The sequence below is a fragment of the Pseudomonas sp. HP_14 genome (genome assembly GCF_055283875.1).
Genome location: NZ_JBTOQI010000006.1, coordinates 104,466 through 119,657, shown reverse-complemented (window position 1 = coordinate 119,657; position 15,192 = coordinate 104,466). Strand labels below are relative to the sequence as shown.

General features: G+C 55.2%; 14 protein-coding genes. 9 read left to right on the top strand and 5 right to left on the bottom strand.

What is annotated here, in order from left to right:
- Positions 1-138 precede the first annotated feature (138 nt).
- Together ACYASS_RS06505 and pdeM are read left to right on the top strand one after the other, a co-directional pair.
- On the top strand, positions 139-2,628 hold the full coding sequence (locus ACYASS_RS06505; RefSeq protein ID WP_463585521.1) for a ligase-associated DNA damage response DEXH box helicase: 2,490 nt from the start codon (positions 139-141) through the stop codon (positions 2,626-2,628).
- Positions 2,625-3,281, top strand: a complete 657-nt coding sequence (pdeM, locus tag ACYASS_RS06500) for a ligase-associated DNA damage response endonuclease PdeM (RefSeq protein WP_243245484.1) — start codon at positions 2,625-2,627, stop codon at positions 3,279-3,281. The genes ACYASS_RS06505 and pdeM overlap by 4 nt, the downstream gene beginning before the upstream one ends.
- Positions 3,282-3,393: 112 nt before the next feature.
- Here pdeM and ACYASS_RS06495 read toward each other — a convergent pair whose 3' ends face one another.
- Positions 3,394-3,609, bottom strand: a complete 216-nt coding sequence (locus ACYASS_RS06495) for a hypothetical protein (protein WP_122666029.1) — start codon at positions 3,607-3,609, stop codon at positions 3,394-3,396.
- Positions 3,610-3,728: 119 nt separating this feature from the next.
- Positions 3,729-4,295, bottom strand: a complete 567-nt coding sequence (dcd, locus tag ACYASS_RS06490; RefSeq protein WP_111757808.1) for a dCTP deaminase — start codon at positions 4,293-4,295, stop codon at positions 3,729-3,731.
- A gap of 309 nt (positions 4,296-4,604) precedes the next feature.
- On the opposite strand from dcd, the gene ACYASS_RS06485 reads away from it, so the two are divergent.
- Positions 4,605-4,814, top strand: coding sequence for a cold-shock protein (locus tag ACYASS_RS06485; protein ID WP_002554837.1), 210 nt, complete (start codon positions 4,605-4,607; stop codon positions 4,812-4,814).
- Between the two features lie 151 nt (positions 4,815-4,965).
- On the opposite strand, the gene apbC is transcribed toward ACYASS_RS06485, so the two are convergent.
- On the bottom strand, positions 4,966-6,060 hold the full coding sequence (gene apbC / locus ACYASS_RS06480) for an iron-sulfur cluster carrier protein ApbC (RefSeq protein WP_463585520.1): 1,095 nt from the start codon (positions 6,058-6,060) through the stop codon (positions 4,966-4,968).
- A gap of 307 nt (positions 6,061-6,367) precedes the next feature.
- On the opposite strand from apbC, the gene metG reads away from it, so the two are divergent.
- From metG to ACYASS_RS06460, 4 genes are all read left to right on the top strand, one after another.
- A complete protein-coding gene (gene metG / locus ACYASS_RS06475; RefSeq protein WP_243245486.1) occupies positions 6,368-8,416 on the top strand; it encodes a methionine--tRNA ligase in 2,049 nt (682 codons plus the stop codon).
- A gap of 132 nt (positions 8,417-8,548) precedes the next feature.
- Positions 8,549-9,616: an electron transport complex subunit RsxB gene (gene rsxB, locus ACYASS_RS06470; protein ID WP_463585560.1), complete on the top strand. Its 1,068-nt coding sequence runs from the start codon at positions 8,549-8,551 to the stop codon at positions 9,614-9,616.
- Positions 9,613-10,251, top strand: a complete 639-nt coding sequence (nth, locus tag ACYASS_RS06465; protein ID WP_463585519.1) for an endonuclease III — start codon at positions 9,613-9,615, stop codon at positions 10,249-10,251. The genes rsxB and nth overlap by 4 nt, the downstream gene beginning before the upstream one ends.
- Before the next feature lie 106 nt (positions 10,252-10,357).
- Complete coding sequence (locus ACYASS_RS06460) at positions 10,358-10,540, top strand: PA3496 family putative envelope integrity protein (protein WP_122666034.1); 183 nt, start codon at positions 10,358-10,360, stop codon at positions 10,538-10,540.
- A gap of 117 nt (positions 10,541-10,657) precedes the next feature.
- Here the strand turns inward: ACYASS_RS06460 and ACYASS_RS06455 are convergent, their stop codons facing one another.
- Positions 10,658-11,284, bottom strand: coding sequence for a response regulator transcription factor (locus ACYASS_RS06455; RefSeq protein ID WP_025261490.1), 627 nt, complete (start codon positions 11,282-11,284; stop codon positions 10,658-10,660).
- A gap of 1,235 nt (positions 11,285-12,519) precedes the next feature.
- Here ACYASS_RS06455 and ACYASS_RS06450 point away from each other — a divergent pair.
- Both ACYASS_RS06450 and ACYASS_RS06445 read left to right on the top strand, forming a co-directional pair.
- Positions 12,520-13,047: a hypothetical protein gene (locus ACYASS_RS06450; protein ID WP_463585518.1), complete on the top strand. Its 528-nt coding sequence runs from the start codon at positions 12,520-12,522 to the stop codon at positions 13,045-13,047.
- 116 nt (positions 13,048-13,163) lie between these two features.
- Positions 13,164-13,433 (top strand): hypothetical protein, encoded by a 270-nt coding sequence (locus tag ACYASS_RS06445; RefSeq protein WP_463585517.1) that lies wholly within the window; start codon positions 13,164-13,166, stop codon positions 13,431-13,433.
- Positions 13,434-13,926: 493 nt separating this feature from the next.
- On the opposite strand, the gene ACYASS_RS06440 is transcribed toward ACYASS_RS06445, so the two are convergent.
- The gene (locus ACYASS_RS06440; protein WP_027898440.1) at positions 13,927-15,144 is read right to left on the bottom strand and encodes an argininosuccinate synthase; all 1,218 of its coding nucleotides are present in this window, start codon (positions 15,142-15,144) and stop codon (positions 13,927-13,929) included.
- Between the last annotated feature and the right edge of the window lie 48 nt (positions 15,145-15,192).

Below are 15,192 nucleotides of genomic sequence, written 5' to 3'. Positions count from 1 at the left end.
CAGACAATGCGGCGCATCAGGCGTGCCGTGTCATCGTTCTTCGCGGGCAAGCCTCGCTCCAACAAACAACAACCAACACAACTAATCCCCCATCTGCGCTGTCTCTGAAATACCCCCTTTCAGAGCACACAGCAGCGCATGAGCAGACCCACCGATTTCGCTCAGCGATGGTTTTCGGAACGCAGCTGGAAGCCCTTTCCTTTTCAGAAAGAGGTCTGGTCGGCCGTTAAGCAGGGGCACTCAGGCCTGCTGCACGCAAGCACCGGCTCTGGTAAAACCTACGCCGTATGGTTCGCCGCGCTCAATCGTTTCGCCCAAACCGTCAGGCCGCCAGCCGATGACAAACCCCGCAAGCGCAAACCACCTGCCACACCGCTCAGCGTGTTGTGGATAACGCCCATGCGCGCGCTGGCTGCCGACACTGCCAGAGCGCTGGAAGCGCCGTTGGCGGATCTGGACATCCCCTGGACCGTCGGCCTGCGTACCGGCGATACCAGCAGCAGTGAACGCGCACGACAAGGCAGACGCCTGCCGACTGCACTGATCACCACGCCCGAAAGCCTGACCCTGTTACAGACCCGCGCTGACGCTCAAAGCACGTTCTCGACCCTGAAAATGGTGGTCGTTGACGAGTGGCACGAACTGATCGGCAACAAGCGCGGCGTGCAGCTACAGCTCGCAATCGCCCGCTTGCGTCAATGGAATCCGGATCTGATCGTGTGGGGCGTTTCCGCGACGCTTGGCAATCAACAACATGCACAGGAAGTGCTGGTTGGCGAAGGCGGCGTCAGCGTACAAGGCAAGATCACCAAAGAACTTCGAGTGGACACCCTGTTGCCACCCTCCATCGAACGCTTCCCTTGGGCCGGGCATATGGGCTTGCGCATGCTGCCGCAAGTACTGGTGGAAGTGGACAGCAGCGCAAGCTGCCTGGTGTTCACCAACACCCGCGCACAGTCGGAAGTCTGGTATCAGGCTCTGCTGGAAGCTCGCCCGGACTGGGCAGGCTTGATTGCCCTGCACCACGGCTCACTGGCGCGGGAAGTCCGGGACTGGGTCGAGCGCGCCCTGAAGGAGGGCCAGCTAAAAGCGGTGGTGTGCACCTCCAGCCTCGATCTAGGGGTGGACTTCCTGCCCGTGGAGCGGGTCTTGCAAATCGGCTCGCCCAAAGGTGTTGCGCGGCTGATGCAGCGCGCCGGACGTTCTGGACACGCCCCCGGCCGCCCCTCACGTGTCACGCTGGTGCCGACTCACAGCCTGGAACTGGTGGAAGCCGCTGCGGCTCATGACGCTGTTGCAGCGCGCATGATCGAGCCGAGAGAATCACCCCATAAGCCCCTCGACGTGCTGGTGCAGCATTTGGTCAGCATGGCACTGGGCGGCGGTTTCGATCCTGACGCGCTGTTACTTGAAGTGCGCAGTGCCTGGGCTTACCGGGATCTGACCGATGCCGAATGGCGATGGGCCTTGGCCTTCGTGCTCCACGGTGGCAACTCGTTAACAGCCTATCCGGACTACCGCCGCGTAGAGCCGGATGAAAATGGCGTATGGCGAGTACCCGATGCGCGTCTCGCCCGGCGTCACCGAATGAGCATCGGCACCATCGTCAGCGAAGCCAGCATCAACGTGAAGTACTGGAAAAAAGGCGGCGGCGGAGGCTCTTTGGGCAGCGTCGAAGAAGGTTTCATTGCGCGCCTCAAACCTGGCGATGGCTTCCTGTTTGGTGGTCGCCTGCTGGAACTGGTTCGTGTGGAAAACATGACTGCTTATGTAAAAAAGGCAACCAGCAAGAAAGCCGCAGTCCCACGCTGGAATGGGGGACGAATGCCGCTTTCGAGCGAACTGGCCGATGCGGTGGTGACCCAACTCGACGCAGCCGCGCGCGGTATATTCATCAGTCCTGAGATGCAGGCTGTGAAGCCTTTGCTTGAAGTGCAGCGGCATTGGTCCGCCCTGCCCCGGGAAAAGACGCTGCTCGCCGAAGTCATGAAATCCCGCGAGGGCTGGCACTTGTTTCTCTATCCATTCGCCGGACGCCATGTACACCTGGGTTTGGCCAGCCTGCTGGCCTGGCGTCTGAGTCGTCATGCGCCACTGACATTCTCGATCGCCGTCAACGACTACGGCTTCGAGCTGCTCAGCGCCACCGAGGTGGATTGGCAGGCGCAGCTACACCCTGATCTGTTCAGTGAGGAGCATCTGCTCGCTGACATCATGTCCAGCCTTAACGCAGGCGAACTGGCTCTGAGAAGATTTCGCGAAATCGCCCGTATTGCCGGGCTGGTCTTCTCAGGCTATCCCGGCGCCCCCAAAAGCAATCGGCAGCTGCAGGCCTCAAGCGGGTTGTTCTTCGAAGTGTTCAAACAATACGACGCAAGCAATCTGTTGCTGACGCAGGCTCAAGAAGAGGTTTTGCGTCAGGAACTGGACGTTGCCAGACTGGAGCACACTTTGCAGCGTATCAACCAACGCACGCTGGATGTACACCTGATCAAGCGCGCCACGCCGATGGCCTTTCCTCTGTTGGTAGAACGGATGCGCGAAAGCCTGAGCTCGGAAAAACTCGCTGACCGAATAGCAAGGATGGTTCGCGATTTGGAGAAAGCAGCCGGACCTGATACCCCATGAGCCCCTACATCGCGGTACATCTGGACGGTGCTGAAATCTGGCTACTCGCTGAAAAAGCCGTTTATTACCCCGCCTACCGGGCATTGCTCATCGCCGATGTTCATTTCGGCAAAGCAGCAGCCTTTCGAGCACTTGGGCAACCCGTGCCCCAAGGCACAACCCAGGACAACTTGCAGCGCCTTGATCAGTTGCTGCGGCGCTATCCCTGCGATCAATTGATATTCCTCGGCGACTTCCTGCATGCCCGGCAGTCGCGCACCCCATCAACCCTGCAGGCGCTTGGCGAGTGGCGTTCGCGTCATCCTGAACTGACTATTACGCTTATCCGTGGCAATCACGATAAACACGCAGGCGATCCACCCTCGGATCTGATGATCGAAACAGTACCAGAACCCCTGCTGCTGGGACCTTTTGCGCTGCAACACGAGCCTCATCCACATCCCACCCATCATGTGCTGGCCGGGCATGTGCATCCGGTTTATCACCTGCAGGGGCGCGGCCGTCAAAGGTTAAGGCTGCCTTGCTTTTATCTGAACGAGCGCACGAGCCTGCTACCCGCTTTCGGCGCATTCACCGGCGGCTACAGCGTTGAACGCGAGCAGAACAGCAAGATTTTCGTGGTAGGTGACGGGGCGGTGTGGGCAACTGGCTGAAACGATTCATGCTGGCGCTTTCAGCCTGGATCAACACCCGATCGCAGCCGTTCAAAACATCCAGACAGCATCCTGCTGGCCAGTGAATGCGCCAGCAGAACAATCAATGAATTCAGGCGACTGGAGCCGGTGGCGGCTCATCCGGAAGCGTCGGCTCCCCCGGTTCGGTAGGCTGAGGATACTCGTTCGGAGTGTCCGGGCCTGGTTGCCCAGGTACTCCGCCAACCATATTGGCCTGCGGATAGGCGAGTAACGACAAGGCGAGCAGACCCACATGATTCTCTCGCGGGTCAGCCCCCTGGGCGCTGGCATTCGATTGTCTCTTCATAAGGCACTCCTGAGCGCTATCCCCCTGCCCACATGGCGCGAGGAGGAGCGATTCAGTCAATAGAGTGCCGAAATGAGGACTAATTCAATTTCCAGAGGCTAAACGGTAACAAATATCAGTCAGGCGCGAGGCAGTGTGACGCCGCGCTGCCCCTGATACTTGCCGCCACGATCCTTGTAAGACACTTCGCACTCTTCGTCGGACTCCAGAAAGAGCATCTGCGCCACGCCCTCATTGGCGTAGATTTTTGCCGGCAAGGTCGTGGTGTTGGAGAACTCCAGCGTTACGTGACCTTCCCACTCAGGTTCAAGCGGCGTCACATTGACGATGATTCCGCAGCGCGCATAGGTGCTTTTACCCAGGCAGATGGTCAGCACATTGCGCGGGATACGGAAATATTCGACGGTGCGAGCCAGCGCAAAGGAGTTGGGCGGAATGATGCAGACGTCACTCTTGATGTCCACGAAGCTCTTCTCGTCGAAGTTCTTCGGATCAACGGTCGCGGAATTGATATTGGTGAAAACCTTGAATTCATCCGCGCAACGCACATCGTAGCCATAGCTGGACACGCCATAGGAGATGAGTCGGTCTGCGCCTTCGCCACGCATCTGGCGCTCGACGAAAGGCTCGATCATGCCGTGCTCTTGCGCCATGCGGCGAATCCACTTGTCCGATTTGATGCTCATGGCGATGTCCTGATAGCTGGGTGGAAAAACATGTCCGGCATCTTACCGGGCCGAGGCGCAGGGTTCAAAGGCTGAAGAACGCCATCGACGGATGCTTTGCGCACTAATCGAAATAATCCTCAATTGGCTGTTGGCACGTTCAAAAAAAAGCGTTAAGGTGGCGTCACTGTGTTGCTTGTGTCACTGAGAATCTCTACACGATGTTGAATTTCGATCCAACCATCTCCAAGAATTTTTCCTGCTCTTTGCACTCAGTCTCGGCCAGGGCACTTCCTGAGTCGCAGTTAACTTTGTCCAAGGAGATACACCATGTCTAATCGCCAAACTGGTACCGTTAAGTGGTTCAACGATGAAAAAGGCTTCGGCTTCATCACTCCACAATCCGGTGACGACCTGTTCGTACACTTCAAAGCTATCCAATCCGACGGCTTCAAAAGCCTGAAAGAAGGCCAACAGGTTTCTTTCATCGCTACCCGCGGTCAGAAAGGCATGCAAGCTGAAGAAGTTCAAGTTATCTAACTTGTACTGAATCGCTTAAAAAACCCCGCTTCGGCGGGGTTTTTTTATGCCTGTAGAAAAGTCGAGGCCCTGTAGGCGCTGCCGAAGGCTGCGAAGGTGGCCTCCTGGCAAAGCGCGTTCGCAGCCTTCAGCAGCGCCTACAGAATCAGATTCAATCGTCGCTAACAGAAATACTCGGCATCGCCGGGCTGGCCGCTTCCTGCAATACGATCCGCGCACCGACGTGGCGGGCCAACTCCTGATAAACCATCGCAATCTGACTGTCCGGCTCGGCAATCACCGTAGGCTTGCCACCATCCGCCTGTTCGCGAATGAGCATCGACAGCGGCAATGAAGCCAGCAACTCGACGTCGTATTGCGAAGCAAGCTTCTCGCCGCCGCCCTCGCCAAACAAATGCTCCGCGTGACCGCAGTTCGAGCAAATGTGCACCGCCATGTTTTCCACCACACCCAACACCGGAATGTTGACCTTGCGGAACATCTCTACGCCTTTTTTTGCATCCAGCAAGGCCAGATCCTGAGGCGTGGTCACGATGACAGCTCCAGCAACAGGAACCTTCTGCGCCAGCGTGAGCTGGATATCGCCCGTGCCTGGTGGCATATCTATGATCAGGTAATCCAGATCATTCCACGCCGTCTGGGTGATCAACTGCAGCAATGCACCGGAAACCATCGGACCACGCCAGACCATCGGCGTGTTGTCATCGGTGAGAAAAGCCATAGACATCACTTCGACGCCATGCGCCTCGATAGGCACGAACCACTTCTGATCCTTGATTTTCGGGCGGGTACCCTCAGCAATACCGAACATCACGCCCTGACTCGGACCGTAGATGTCCGCGTCAAGAATCCCGACCCGCGCACCTTCACGAGCGAGTGCCAAAGCCAGGTTCGCGGCGGTGGTGGATTTACCCACACCGCCCTTGCCTGAGGCCACAGCAACAATATTCTTCACATTGGCAAGGCCAGGGATCTGCCCCTGAGCCTTGTGCGCTTCAATCACAGAGCTGATATCCACGCGGGCGGATGCCACACCCTCCAGGCCTTCAATGGCGATCTGCAGCATCTGCGCCCAGCCACTCTTGAACAACCCGGCGGCATAACCCAGCTCAAGCTGGACGCTGACGCGCTCGCCTTGAATCTCAATGGCGCGCACGCAGCCGGCACTGACCGGATCCTGATTCAAATAGGGGTCGATATATTGGCGAAGGACGGCTTCCACCGCTGCGCGGTTAACAGCGCTCATGGGCTACTCCCGAATAAAGACAGACTAAAACAGGCGGCTATCCTAACGCTTCTGCGTGCCACCGACATGGTTTCGCTGCCCCTGCGGCAACAACACCTATTAAACGTCCTACTGTAGGAGCTGCCGAAGGCTGCGAAAGCAGTATCACTGGCACCAAAGATTCGCAGCCTTCGGCAGCTCCTACAGAAACCCTTTGCACGCCTGCCAGACACCTCAGGGGAAATTCCTACAGTCAGCACGGGGTGAAAAAAATCCCTCAGACCTTTATAGTGGCCGATCTCCGTTTCACTTCAAGTAGCCGAGCCCCATGTCCGAGCCACGCAAGATCCTCGTTACCAGCGCCCTGCCCTATGCCAATGGTTCGATCCATCTTGGCCATATGCTTGAGTACATCCAGACCGATATGTGGGTGCGCTTCCAGAAGCACCGCGGCAATCAATGCATCTATGTCTGCGCGGACGACGCACACGGCTCGGCAATCATGCTGCGCGCCGAAAAAGAAGGCATCACCCCGGAACAACTGATCGATAACGTCAAGGCTGAACACAGCGCCGACTTCAGCGACTTCCTGGTGGACTTCGACAATTTCCACTCGACGCACTCGGATGAAAACCGTGAGCTGTCGAGCATGATTTACACCCGCCTGCGCGATGCGGGCCATATCGCTACGCGCTCGATCACCCAGTATTTCGACCCGGAAAAGAAAATGTTCCTGGCCGACCGCTTCATTAAGGGCACCTGCCCGAAATGCGGCACTGAGGATCAATACGGCGATAACTGCGAGAAGTGCGGCGCGACCTATGCGCCGACTGATCTCAAGGACCCGAAATCAGCGATTTCCGGCGCTACGCCGGTCCTGAAAGATTCGAAGCATTTCTTCTTCGACCTGCCCGCCTTTGACGCCATGCTCAAAAGCTGGACACGCAGCGGTACCCTGCAGGACGCCGTAGCGAACAAGATTGCCGAGTGGCTGGATGCCGGCCTTCAGCAGTGGGATATCTCCCGCGACGCGCCTTACTTCGGCTTTGAAATCCCGGATGAGCCAGGCAAGTACTTCTACGTGTGGCTCGACGCTCCTGTCGGCTACATGGCCAGCTTCAAGAACCTGTGCGCACGCCGCCCGGATCTGGATTTCGACGCATTCTGGGCCAAGGACTCGACCACCGAGCTGTACCACTTCATCGGCAAGGACATCGTCAACTTCCACGCCCTGTTCTGGCCAGCAATGCTCGACGGCGCAGGCCTGCGCAAGCCTACCGGTATCAATGTGCACGGCTACCTGACCGTCAACGGCCAGAAAATGTCGAAATCACGCGGTACGTTCATCAAGGCTCGCACCTACCTGGACCAGCTGTCGCCGGAATACCTGCGCTATTACTACGCGGCCAAGCTGGGCAAAGGTGTCGATGACCTCGACCTGAACCTCGACGACTTCGTCCAGAAGGTCAATTCGGACCTGATCGGCAAAGTAGTCAATATCGCCAGCCGCTGCGCCGGTTTCATCCATAAGGGCAATGCCGGTGTGCTGGTGGCTGAAAATGCCGCTCCAGAACTGACCGATGCATTCCTTGCCGCAGCCCCCGGGATCGCAGAAGCCTATGAAGCCCGCGATTTTGCCCGGGCAATGCGCGAAATCATGGGGCTGGCCGACCGTGCCAACGCCTATATCGCTGACAAGGCTCCGTGGTCGCTGGCCAAGCAGGAAGGCAAGCAGGATGAAGTCCAGGCGGTCTGCGCACTTGGCGTGAACCTGTTCCGGCAATTGGTGATTTTCCTCAAGCCGGTGCTGCCGCTGCTGGCTGCCGATGCAGAGAAGTTTCTTAATGTCGCGCCGCTGACCTGGGACGACCACAAAACATTGCTGAGCAATCATCAGCTCAACCCGTTCCAGGCCCTGATGAGCCGTATAGATCCGGTCAAGGTTGAAGCCATGACCGCTGCTTCGAAAGAAGACCTGACTGCCAGCGCTACCGACACCGGCGCCGCTCCCGAGGGTAACGGCGAGCTCACCAAAGACCCGCTCTCCCCGGAGATCGACTTCGATGCGTTTGCAGCGGTGGATCTGCGAGTGGCGTTGATTCTCAAAGCCGAGCACGTTGAAGGTGCAGACAAACTGCTGCGTCTGACACTGGACATCGGTGACGAACAGCGCAACGTGTTCTCGGGCATCAAAAGTGCCTACCCGAACCCGTCAGAGCTGGAAGGCCGACTGACCATGATGATTGCCAACCTCAAGCCACGGAAGATGCGCTTCGGCATATCAGAAGGCATGGTGATGGCCGCAGGTCCTGGCGGCGAAGAAATCTACTTGCTTAGCCCTGATAGCGGCGCCAAACCAGGCCAGCGCATCAAGTAAGATCCGAGACAAACCCGATAACAGCCTTAACCGCTGTTATCGGGTTTGTGCCGTTTGCGTAAACCGATTGCTCGCCAGACAGTGTCCCTGCCCACTTACCGTTTACTGCACGTTCGCCTCTTCGGCAAGATCATGAACCTCATTCAAAGCGTCGACGCTCTGCTCCCTCAGACCCAATGCGGCAAGTGCGGCCATCCAGGCTGCAAGCCTTATGCAGAAGGCATCGCTCAGGGCGAAGCAATCAACAAATGCCCTCCGGGCGGCGACGAGACCATTGCAGCATTGGCGCAACTGCTCAATGTCTCGGCAATGCCTGTGGACTCAGCCCGCGGCTCTGCCCCCGCGCAAATTGCATTTATTCGCGAGGCTGAATGCATAGGCTGTACAAAATGCATCCAGGCTTGCCCGGTCGATGCGATCGTCGGCGCGGCGAAATTCATGCATACCGTGATTGTTGATGAATGCACCGGCTGCGACCTGTGCGTGGCGCCCTGCCCGGTCGACTGCATCGATTTACTGCCACTGTCGCCAACGGTCATTCCGATTGTCGGTGGATATGCTGTCACCGTACAGGAGCAACAGGCCCGAAGCCGTAAGCGCAACCACGCCCGGCGTCGCTTCGAGTCCCGCAACGCACGATTGCGCAACGAAGAGGACCTGCGGCACGCAGAACGCGTGGCGCGCTTGCAAAAGCCCTCAGCGGCATCTGAAGGCTCACGACCGCCCACCCGAACAGCAATGGGGCAGGCTCGCGCGCAAGACAGTGCCATAGATGACGAAGCATTGAAAAAAGCCAGAATCACTGTGGCAATGAGCAGGGCACAACTCAATAAGTCGCTAAAGGCATTTGGTCACCCACCCATCGCCGAGCAAGCTGCACGCCTGGTTCAATTGCAGCAGGAATATGAGGTTGCGGAGAAAGCCCTGACCAGCCTTCAAGCCGCACAGGAAAAGACGACAACGACAACAACGCCGTTACCCAAAGTGGATAACAGCGGCGTCAAACGTGCAAAAATTCAGCTGGCCATGGCCCGCGCCGCCTTCAGCAAGGCTCAGACAGCTGAAGTCTCGCCCGAGCAGATAGCGAGCCTTGAAGTCGCCCTTCAGCAGGCAGAGCAAACACTGCAGGCCGCTGAGCAGGCACTTTTACTATCAACTAACCCGCACGCTATCACCCCCAAGGAAAGCCTCGGTCCATGAATGCCGCAAAACGCCTGGAAATCTTTCGTCGACTCCACGAGGACAATCCGGACCCGAAGACCGAGCTGGCGTATACCACGCCTTTTGAGTTGCTGATTGCTGTAATCCTTTCGGCACAGGCGACCGATGTCAGCGTCAACAAGGCGACCGCGCGACTGTACCCCGTCGCCAATACCCCCCAGGCTATTTACGAGCTCGGCGTTGAAGGCCTTTCCAAATACATAAAAACCATCGGTCTCTACAACAGCAAAGCAAAAAACGTCATAGAAACGTGCCGAATGCTGGTGCAATTGCATGACGGAGTAGTGCCGCAGACACGCGAGGCGCTTGAGGCCTTACCCGGTGTCGGGCGTAAAACTGCCAATGTGGTGCTCAATACCGCATTCCGCCAGGTGGCAATGGCGGTAGACACTCATATTTTCCGGGTCAGTAATCGCACAGGCCTGGCACCTGGCAAAAACGTGGTAGAGGTGGAAAATCAGCTCATGAAGTTTGTGCCCAAAAATTACTTACTGGACGCTCACCACTGGCTGATCCTCCATGGCCGCTATGTATGCCAGGCCCGCAAGCCACGCTGCGGCAGCTGCAGGATCGAAGATTTGTGTGATTACAAGCTCAAGACATCCGACGATTGAGCAATAGAGAATAAAGCGCTCAATCGATTGAAAAAATCTTTTTTACCCGCTCGCAGATACTCGCTATAAGGTGCGCCAACGACAGCCTAAGTCTGGAGTCACCTTTATGAGCACTGACAAAGAGCAATTGGACGTAGACGACGATTTCACTGCGGTTGAATCAGATGATACCGAGCCAGCGCCGGTTGAACCCGCCAAGACCAATCTCAGCAAACGGCGCACTATCGATAACCTCCTGGAAGAAAGACGCCTGCAGCGGCAACTGGCTGATTACGACTACGATCTCTGAACCGCCCGTCCGCGTCCATGCGCTGCCATTTAATAGAAAGCCTCTCATGCACGAGAGGCTTTAGTGATCAGCGCTAAAACTGTCGCCCCGCACACCAGAAAAAATTAGCACTCCCCTTCAGACCAGGCCATTGCGCTGAGCAAGCTCTATCAGGTCGACCAATGAATGAGCATTGAGTTTCAGCAACAGACGAGTCTTGTAGGTGCTGACTGTTTTGTTACTCAAAAACATTCCATCTGCAATTTCCTTATTGGTTTTCCCCCGAGCCAACTGTTGCAACACCATCATTTCACGTCCGGAAAGACGATCAACCATGTCAGCTTCGCTCGCATTACCCATGCTCGACCGCACCGTATGCAAAGCCTGATTAGGGAAATAACTGTAGCCAGATAACACGGCCTTGATTGCGCTCAACAGCTCAGTGAGGTCCTGCTGCTTGCAGACATAGCCAGCGGCCCCGGCCTGCATACAACGCATGGAAAAATGCCCGGGAGCCTGAGACGTAAGGATCAGTACCTTGAACGGCAGCGTCATGGCGGACAGCCGGGCAATGACTTCAAGACCGTCCAGCTTTGGAATGCCTATGTCGAGAATTACGATATCAGGCAAATGCTCACGAGCCAGTTGCAAGGCATCCACGCCATTATCCGTCTCCGCGATGACCTCGTAGCCATGGCGCTCCATCAGCATGCGTACGGCAAGGCGAATGACGGGATGATCGTCCACGATCAGCACTTTATTCATGGGCAGTCCAATTTTCGCTATTCGAAGTTTCAGAGTAAGCACAATAGCTTAGTCGTTTAGTGCTTTGCATGACGCCACCCCCTCAGGACTGGCAGCCAAAGACCGTTCTTACAGCCACAACAGAATGCTCCTACAAAAAGCAGTCTTGATGCCGCTACATTACAAGTCATCACAAGACCACCGTGTGGGAAGTGACGCGTTAATTGACCTGTGCAGAAGTGACCCAGAACAGCGCGAATGAACTAATAGAATTATTATGATTGGGTCAAGCATTTTTCAAATACCCCTTTGGACTAATAAATAGATACCACAGCGATTAAATTAACCCTCCTCCCTGACACCCTCGGCAATACGGGATAGCCTGTCCAGCTGGCTAGCATCTAGCCACCACCCAGCCTGAAATACGTGAATCTCTTCCTACCCGATCACCCGAGTCACGCGTACCCAAAAAACATCACCTGTTACATTTACGTTACACCGCCAGCAGAAAAACGGGCCATGGCTACCCCCAACATGTCAGCCCCTTTTTGATTAAGCACCAAGGTTGTGCCAACAGGATATTTCGGCCCACATAAGACGCCGTTTAAAAACTACACACTTTGCAGCCTCTCTTTTGTAAATATATATATTTTGCGAAAATTCCTACGCACTTTTCGGAACTCGCTGTACGCCTGCGATAACACAGTACGATGGCTAGATAATTTGGCGGTACTTATGCACCGCACATTCTTAAATTAAATACCCCACGAAAGACTGCTGAAAAATCTGCAGACAGCGAACGAAATTTCTGACACATCATGATTTAAAACGGCTAATCCCGCCGAAAGCAAATACTATATCCCGGTACAAATCCACCCTCCCATTATCGAACAGGAAATGTACTACAACACTAACGGACGACAAAAAATACCCATGTAAGAAAAGCCAACCCCTTGAAAGTCAATCCATGTAACAGCCATTTTTTTACTTGCAAATTTTATTACCAGTCGTTACTTTTTCAAGAAACACCCACATGCAGGCCCGCCTATGAAACCCACTTAACAAATGATGCCACTTTGACTGACTACAACACTGTTGCTTTATATGGACGCCCCTCCAATAGAGAGCCGAAGGGATTCGAACAATATGAACATGCCCCCCTCAGAATCAGCGTTTCGCTGAACGCGCCAGGCCTAGGCTCGACGATTCTTTTTGAATGGGTCATGTGAACAACCATGTTCAAAAAGGGATATATCATGAACACTAAAACCTCCAGCGCCTGCCTTAAAGACGCTGACTCTATGGACCTGGCAGCAGCGGTTGAACAATTCGTCGCGCTGGGCGGCGTTATTGACATCGTTTCAGGAGATGAACAGGGCGCCTTGGCAGGGAGTCAAGAAAGCGCGGCGCTGCACGATGAGAATAAGCCCCCTGAAAAACTCAGCAAGTTAGAACACCTCAAAATCCTGATCGCGAAAGGCGCTGGCATTAGCGCTCTGCAATATTCATTACGCATGAATAAAAAGGACATCAAGCAGCTGGCCATCGAGAACGGACTGAAAATTACGTTTAGCCGACCGGTGGGTGAAATCAGTAGAGCACACCGCGCTGAAACCTCTGATATCGATGACACGGTGGCAGGACACGCCATGCATTATTCCAGCTTGGGATACACCGCTCAGGAAATTGCCAGCATTCTTGATTTAAGCGTCCGTCAAGTATGGAACATCGGAAAAGCCTATCGTTTCGAATTCAAAACAGACGATCGGGATCCAGCCCTTTGAGGGATCGATACATCATGCAATCAAACTACTTAAGGGGGGTTTGCCGCCATCACGGCGTCAATCAGATGTACCACTGTTTAAGCATCTCCAACACCAGGCCCATTCTGAAGAACGCCATGAAGCTAAACACCCGATTTATCAACCCAATCAGTATCATCGCCCTGTTTGCCGCACTCTGTGAAGCGTCAGCCACCACCGTGCTTCCCCACCTCGATGAGGAGAACCGTCAAGTCTATATATGGTTTCTGATTGCATTCCCTTCGACGCTGGTCATCCTGTTTTTTTTGACCCTCAATTTCAACAGCAGGGTTCTGTATCCACCAGCGGACCGTGCCGCGGAACAGCAGAAGCCCCCTGACAAACAGCAGGACACTCAAGACCTGTAAGCGCACTGCCTATACAGGTTGCACAGATTCTTGAAGGGAGGACATCAGAGTAGCGGCCTAAACGTGATTTATAAAAATAAAGCAACGCCAGCCACGGTTAAACTGTATGACACGCTAAATAATAGTTATGGGCATCAACTAATGAGCAAATCGCTGATATCAAACTGAAGGCGCGGGGATATAACACGCTGACTTTTTGGCTCGCCAAGCGCAACGTATTTACCGCTCAGCATGAGCAAATCAAGGAAGTATAATTCCAACTAGAACTCATCCCGCTATTAAAACATCACGACAAGACACAGGAGGACTGTCGTTTTTACCGCAACACAGACTGTGCCCACCAGCGGGAGATGGACCTGCCAAGCTAAAAGCCATTATCTGGATTGTGGAAAACAAGCCTTACTCAGGTATCGCCTTACCGATCAGACGAAGGCTTACCCCTATTTCAGACGCAGCACCGTGAGGTGCTGCATCTTCATTTCAGGACCAGACGTTAAAACAGCTTCCGGCCTTTATTTGCAGCGATACGCATACGCAACGCATTGAGCTTGATGAAGCCCGCTGCGTCAGCCTGATTGTAGGCACCGCCATCTTCTTCGAAGGTTGCGATATTGGCATCGAACAACGACTCGTCAGACTTGCGACCGGTGACGATCACGTTGCCCTTGTAAAGCTTGAGGCGCACGACACCGTTCACGTGAGCCTGCGATGCGTCGATCATTTGTTGCAACATCTGACGCTCAGGGCTCCACCAGTAACCTGTGTAGATCAGGCTGGCGTACTTGGGCATCAACTCATCCTTGAGGTGAGCGACTTCGCGGTCCAGTGTGATCGACTCAATGGCACGGTGAGCGCGCAGCATGATGGTGCCACCAGGCGTCTCGTAGCAGCCGCGGGACTTCATGCCCACGTATCGGTTTTCAACGATGTCCAGACGACCAATGCCGTGCTCGCCGCCGATGCGGTTCAGCGTTGCCAGCACGGTGGCCGGAGTCATCTCAACGCCGTCCAGCGCGACGATGTCGCCGTTACGGTAAGTCAGTTCCAGATATTGTGGGGTGTCCGGAGCCTTCTCAGGGGACACGGTCCAACGCCACATGTCTTCTTCGTGCTCGGTCCAGGTGTCTTCCAGCACCCCGCCTTCATAGGAGATGTGCAGCAGGTTGGCATCCATGGAGTACGGGGATTTCTTCTTGCCGTGACGCTCGATCGGGATCGCGTGCTTCTCGGCGTAGTCCATCAGCTTCTCGCGGGACAACAGGTCCCACTCACGCCAAGGGGCAATCACTTTTACGCCAGGCTTCAGTGCGTAGGCACCCAGCTCGAAACGAACCTGGTCGTTACCTTTACCGGTAGCACCGTGGGAAATGGCATCAGCGCCGGTTTCGTTGGCAATCTCGATCAGACGCTTGGCAATCAGCGGGCGAGCGATGGAAGTACCCAGCAGGTACTCGCCTTCGTAAACGGTATTGGCGCGGAACATCGGGAATACGAAATCACGCACGAACTCTTCGCGCAGGTCGTCGATGTAGATCTCTTTGACGCCCATGGCTTTTGCCTTGGCGCGTGCTGGTTCAACTTCTTCGCCCTGACCCAGGTCAGCCGTAAAAGTCACCACTTCGCAGTTATACGTGTCCTGCAGCCACTTGAGGATTACCGAAGTATCCAGGCCACCGGAATACGCGAGAACTACCTTGTTTACGTCCGCCATGCCATCACTCCACCGGGTTGTACGGAAAACCGGTGATTCTACCGCTCA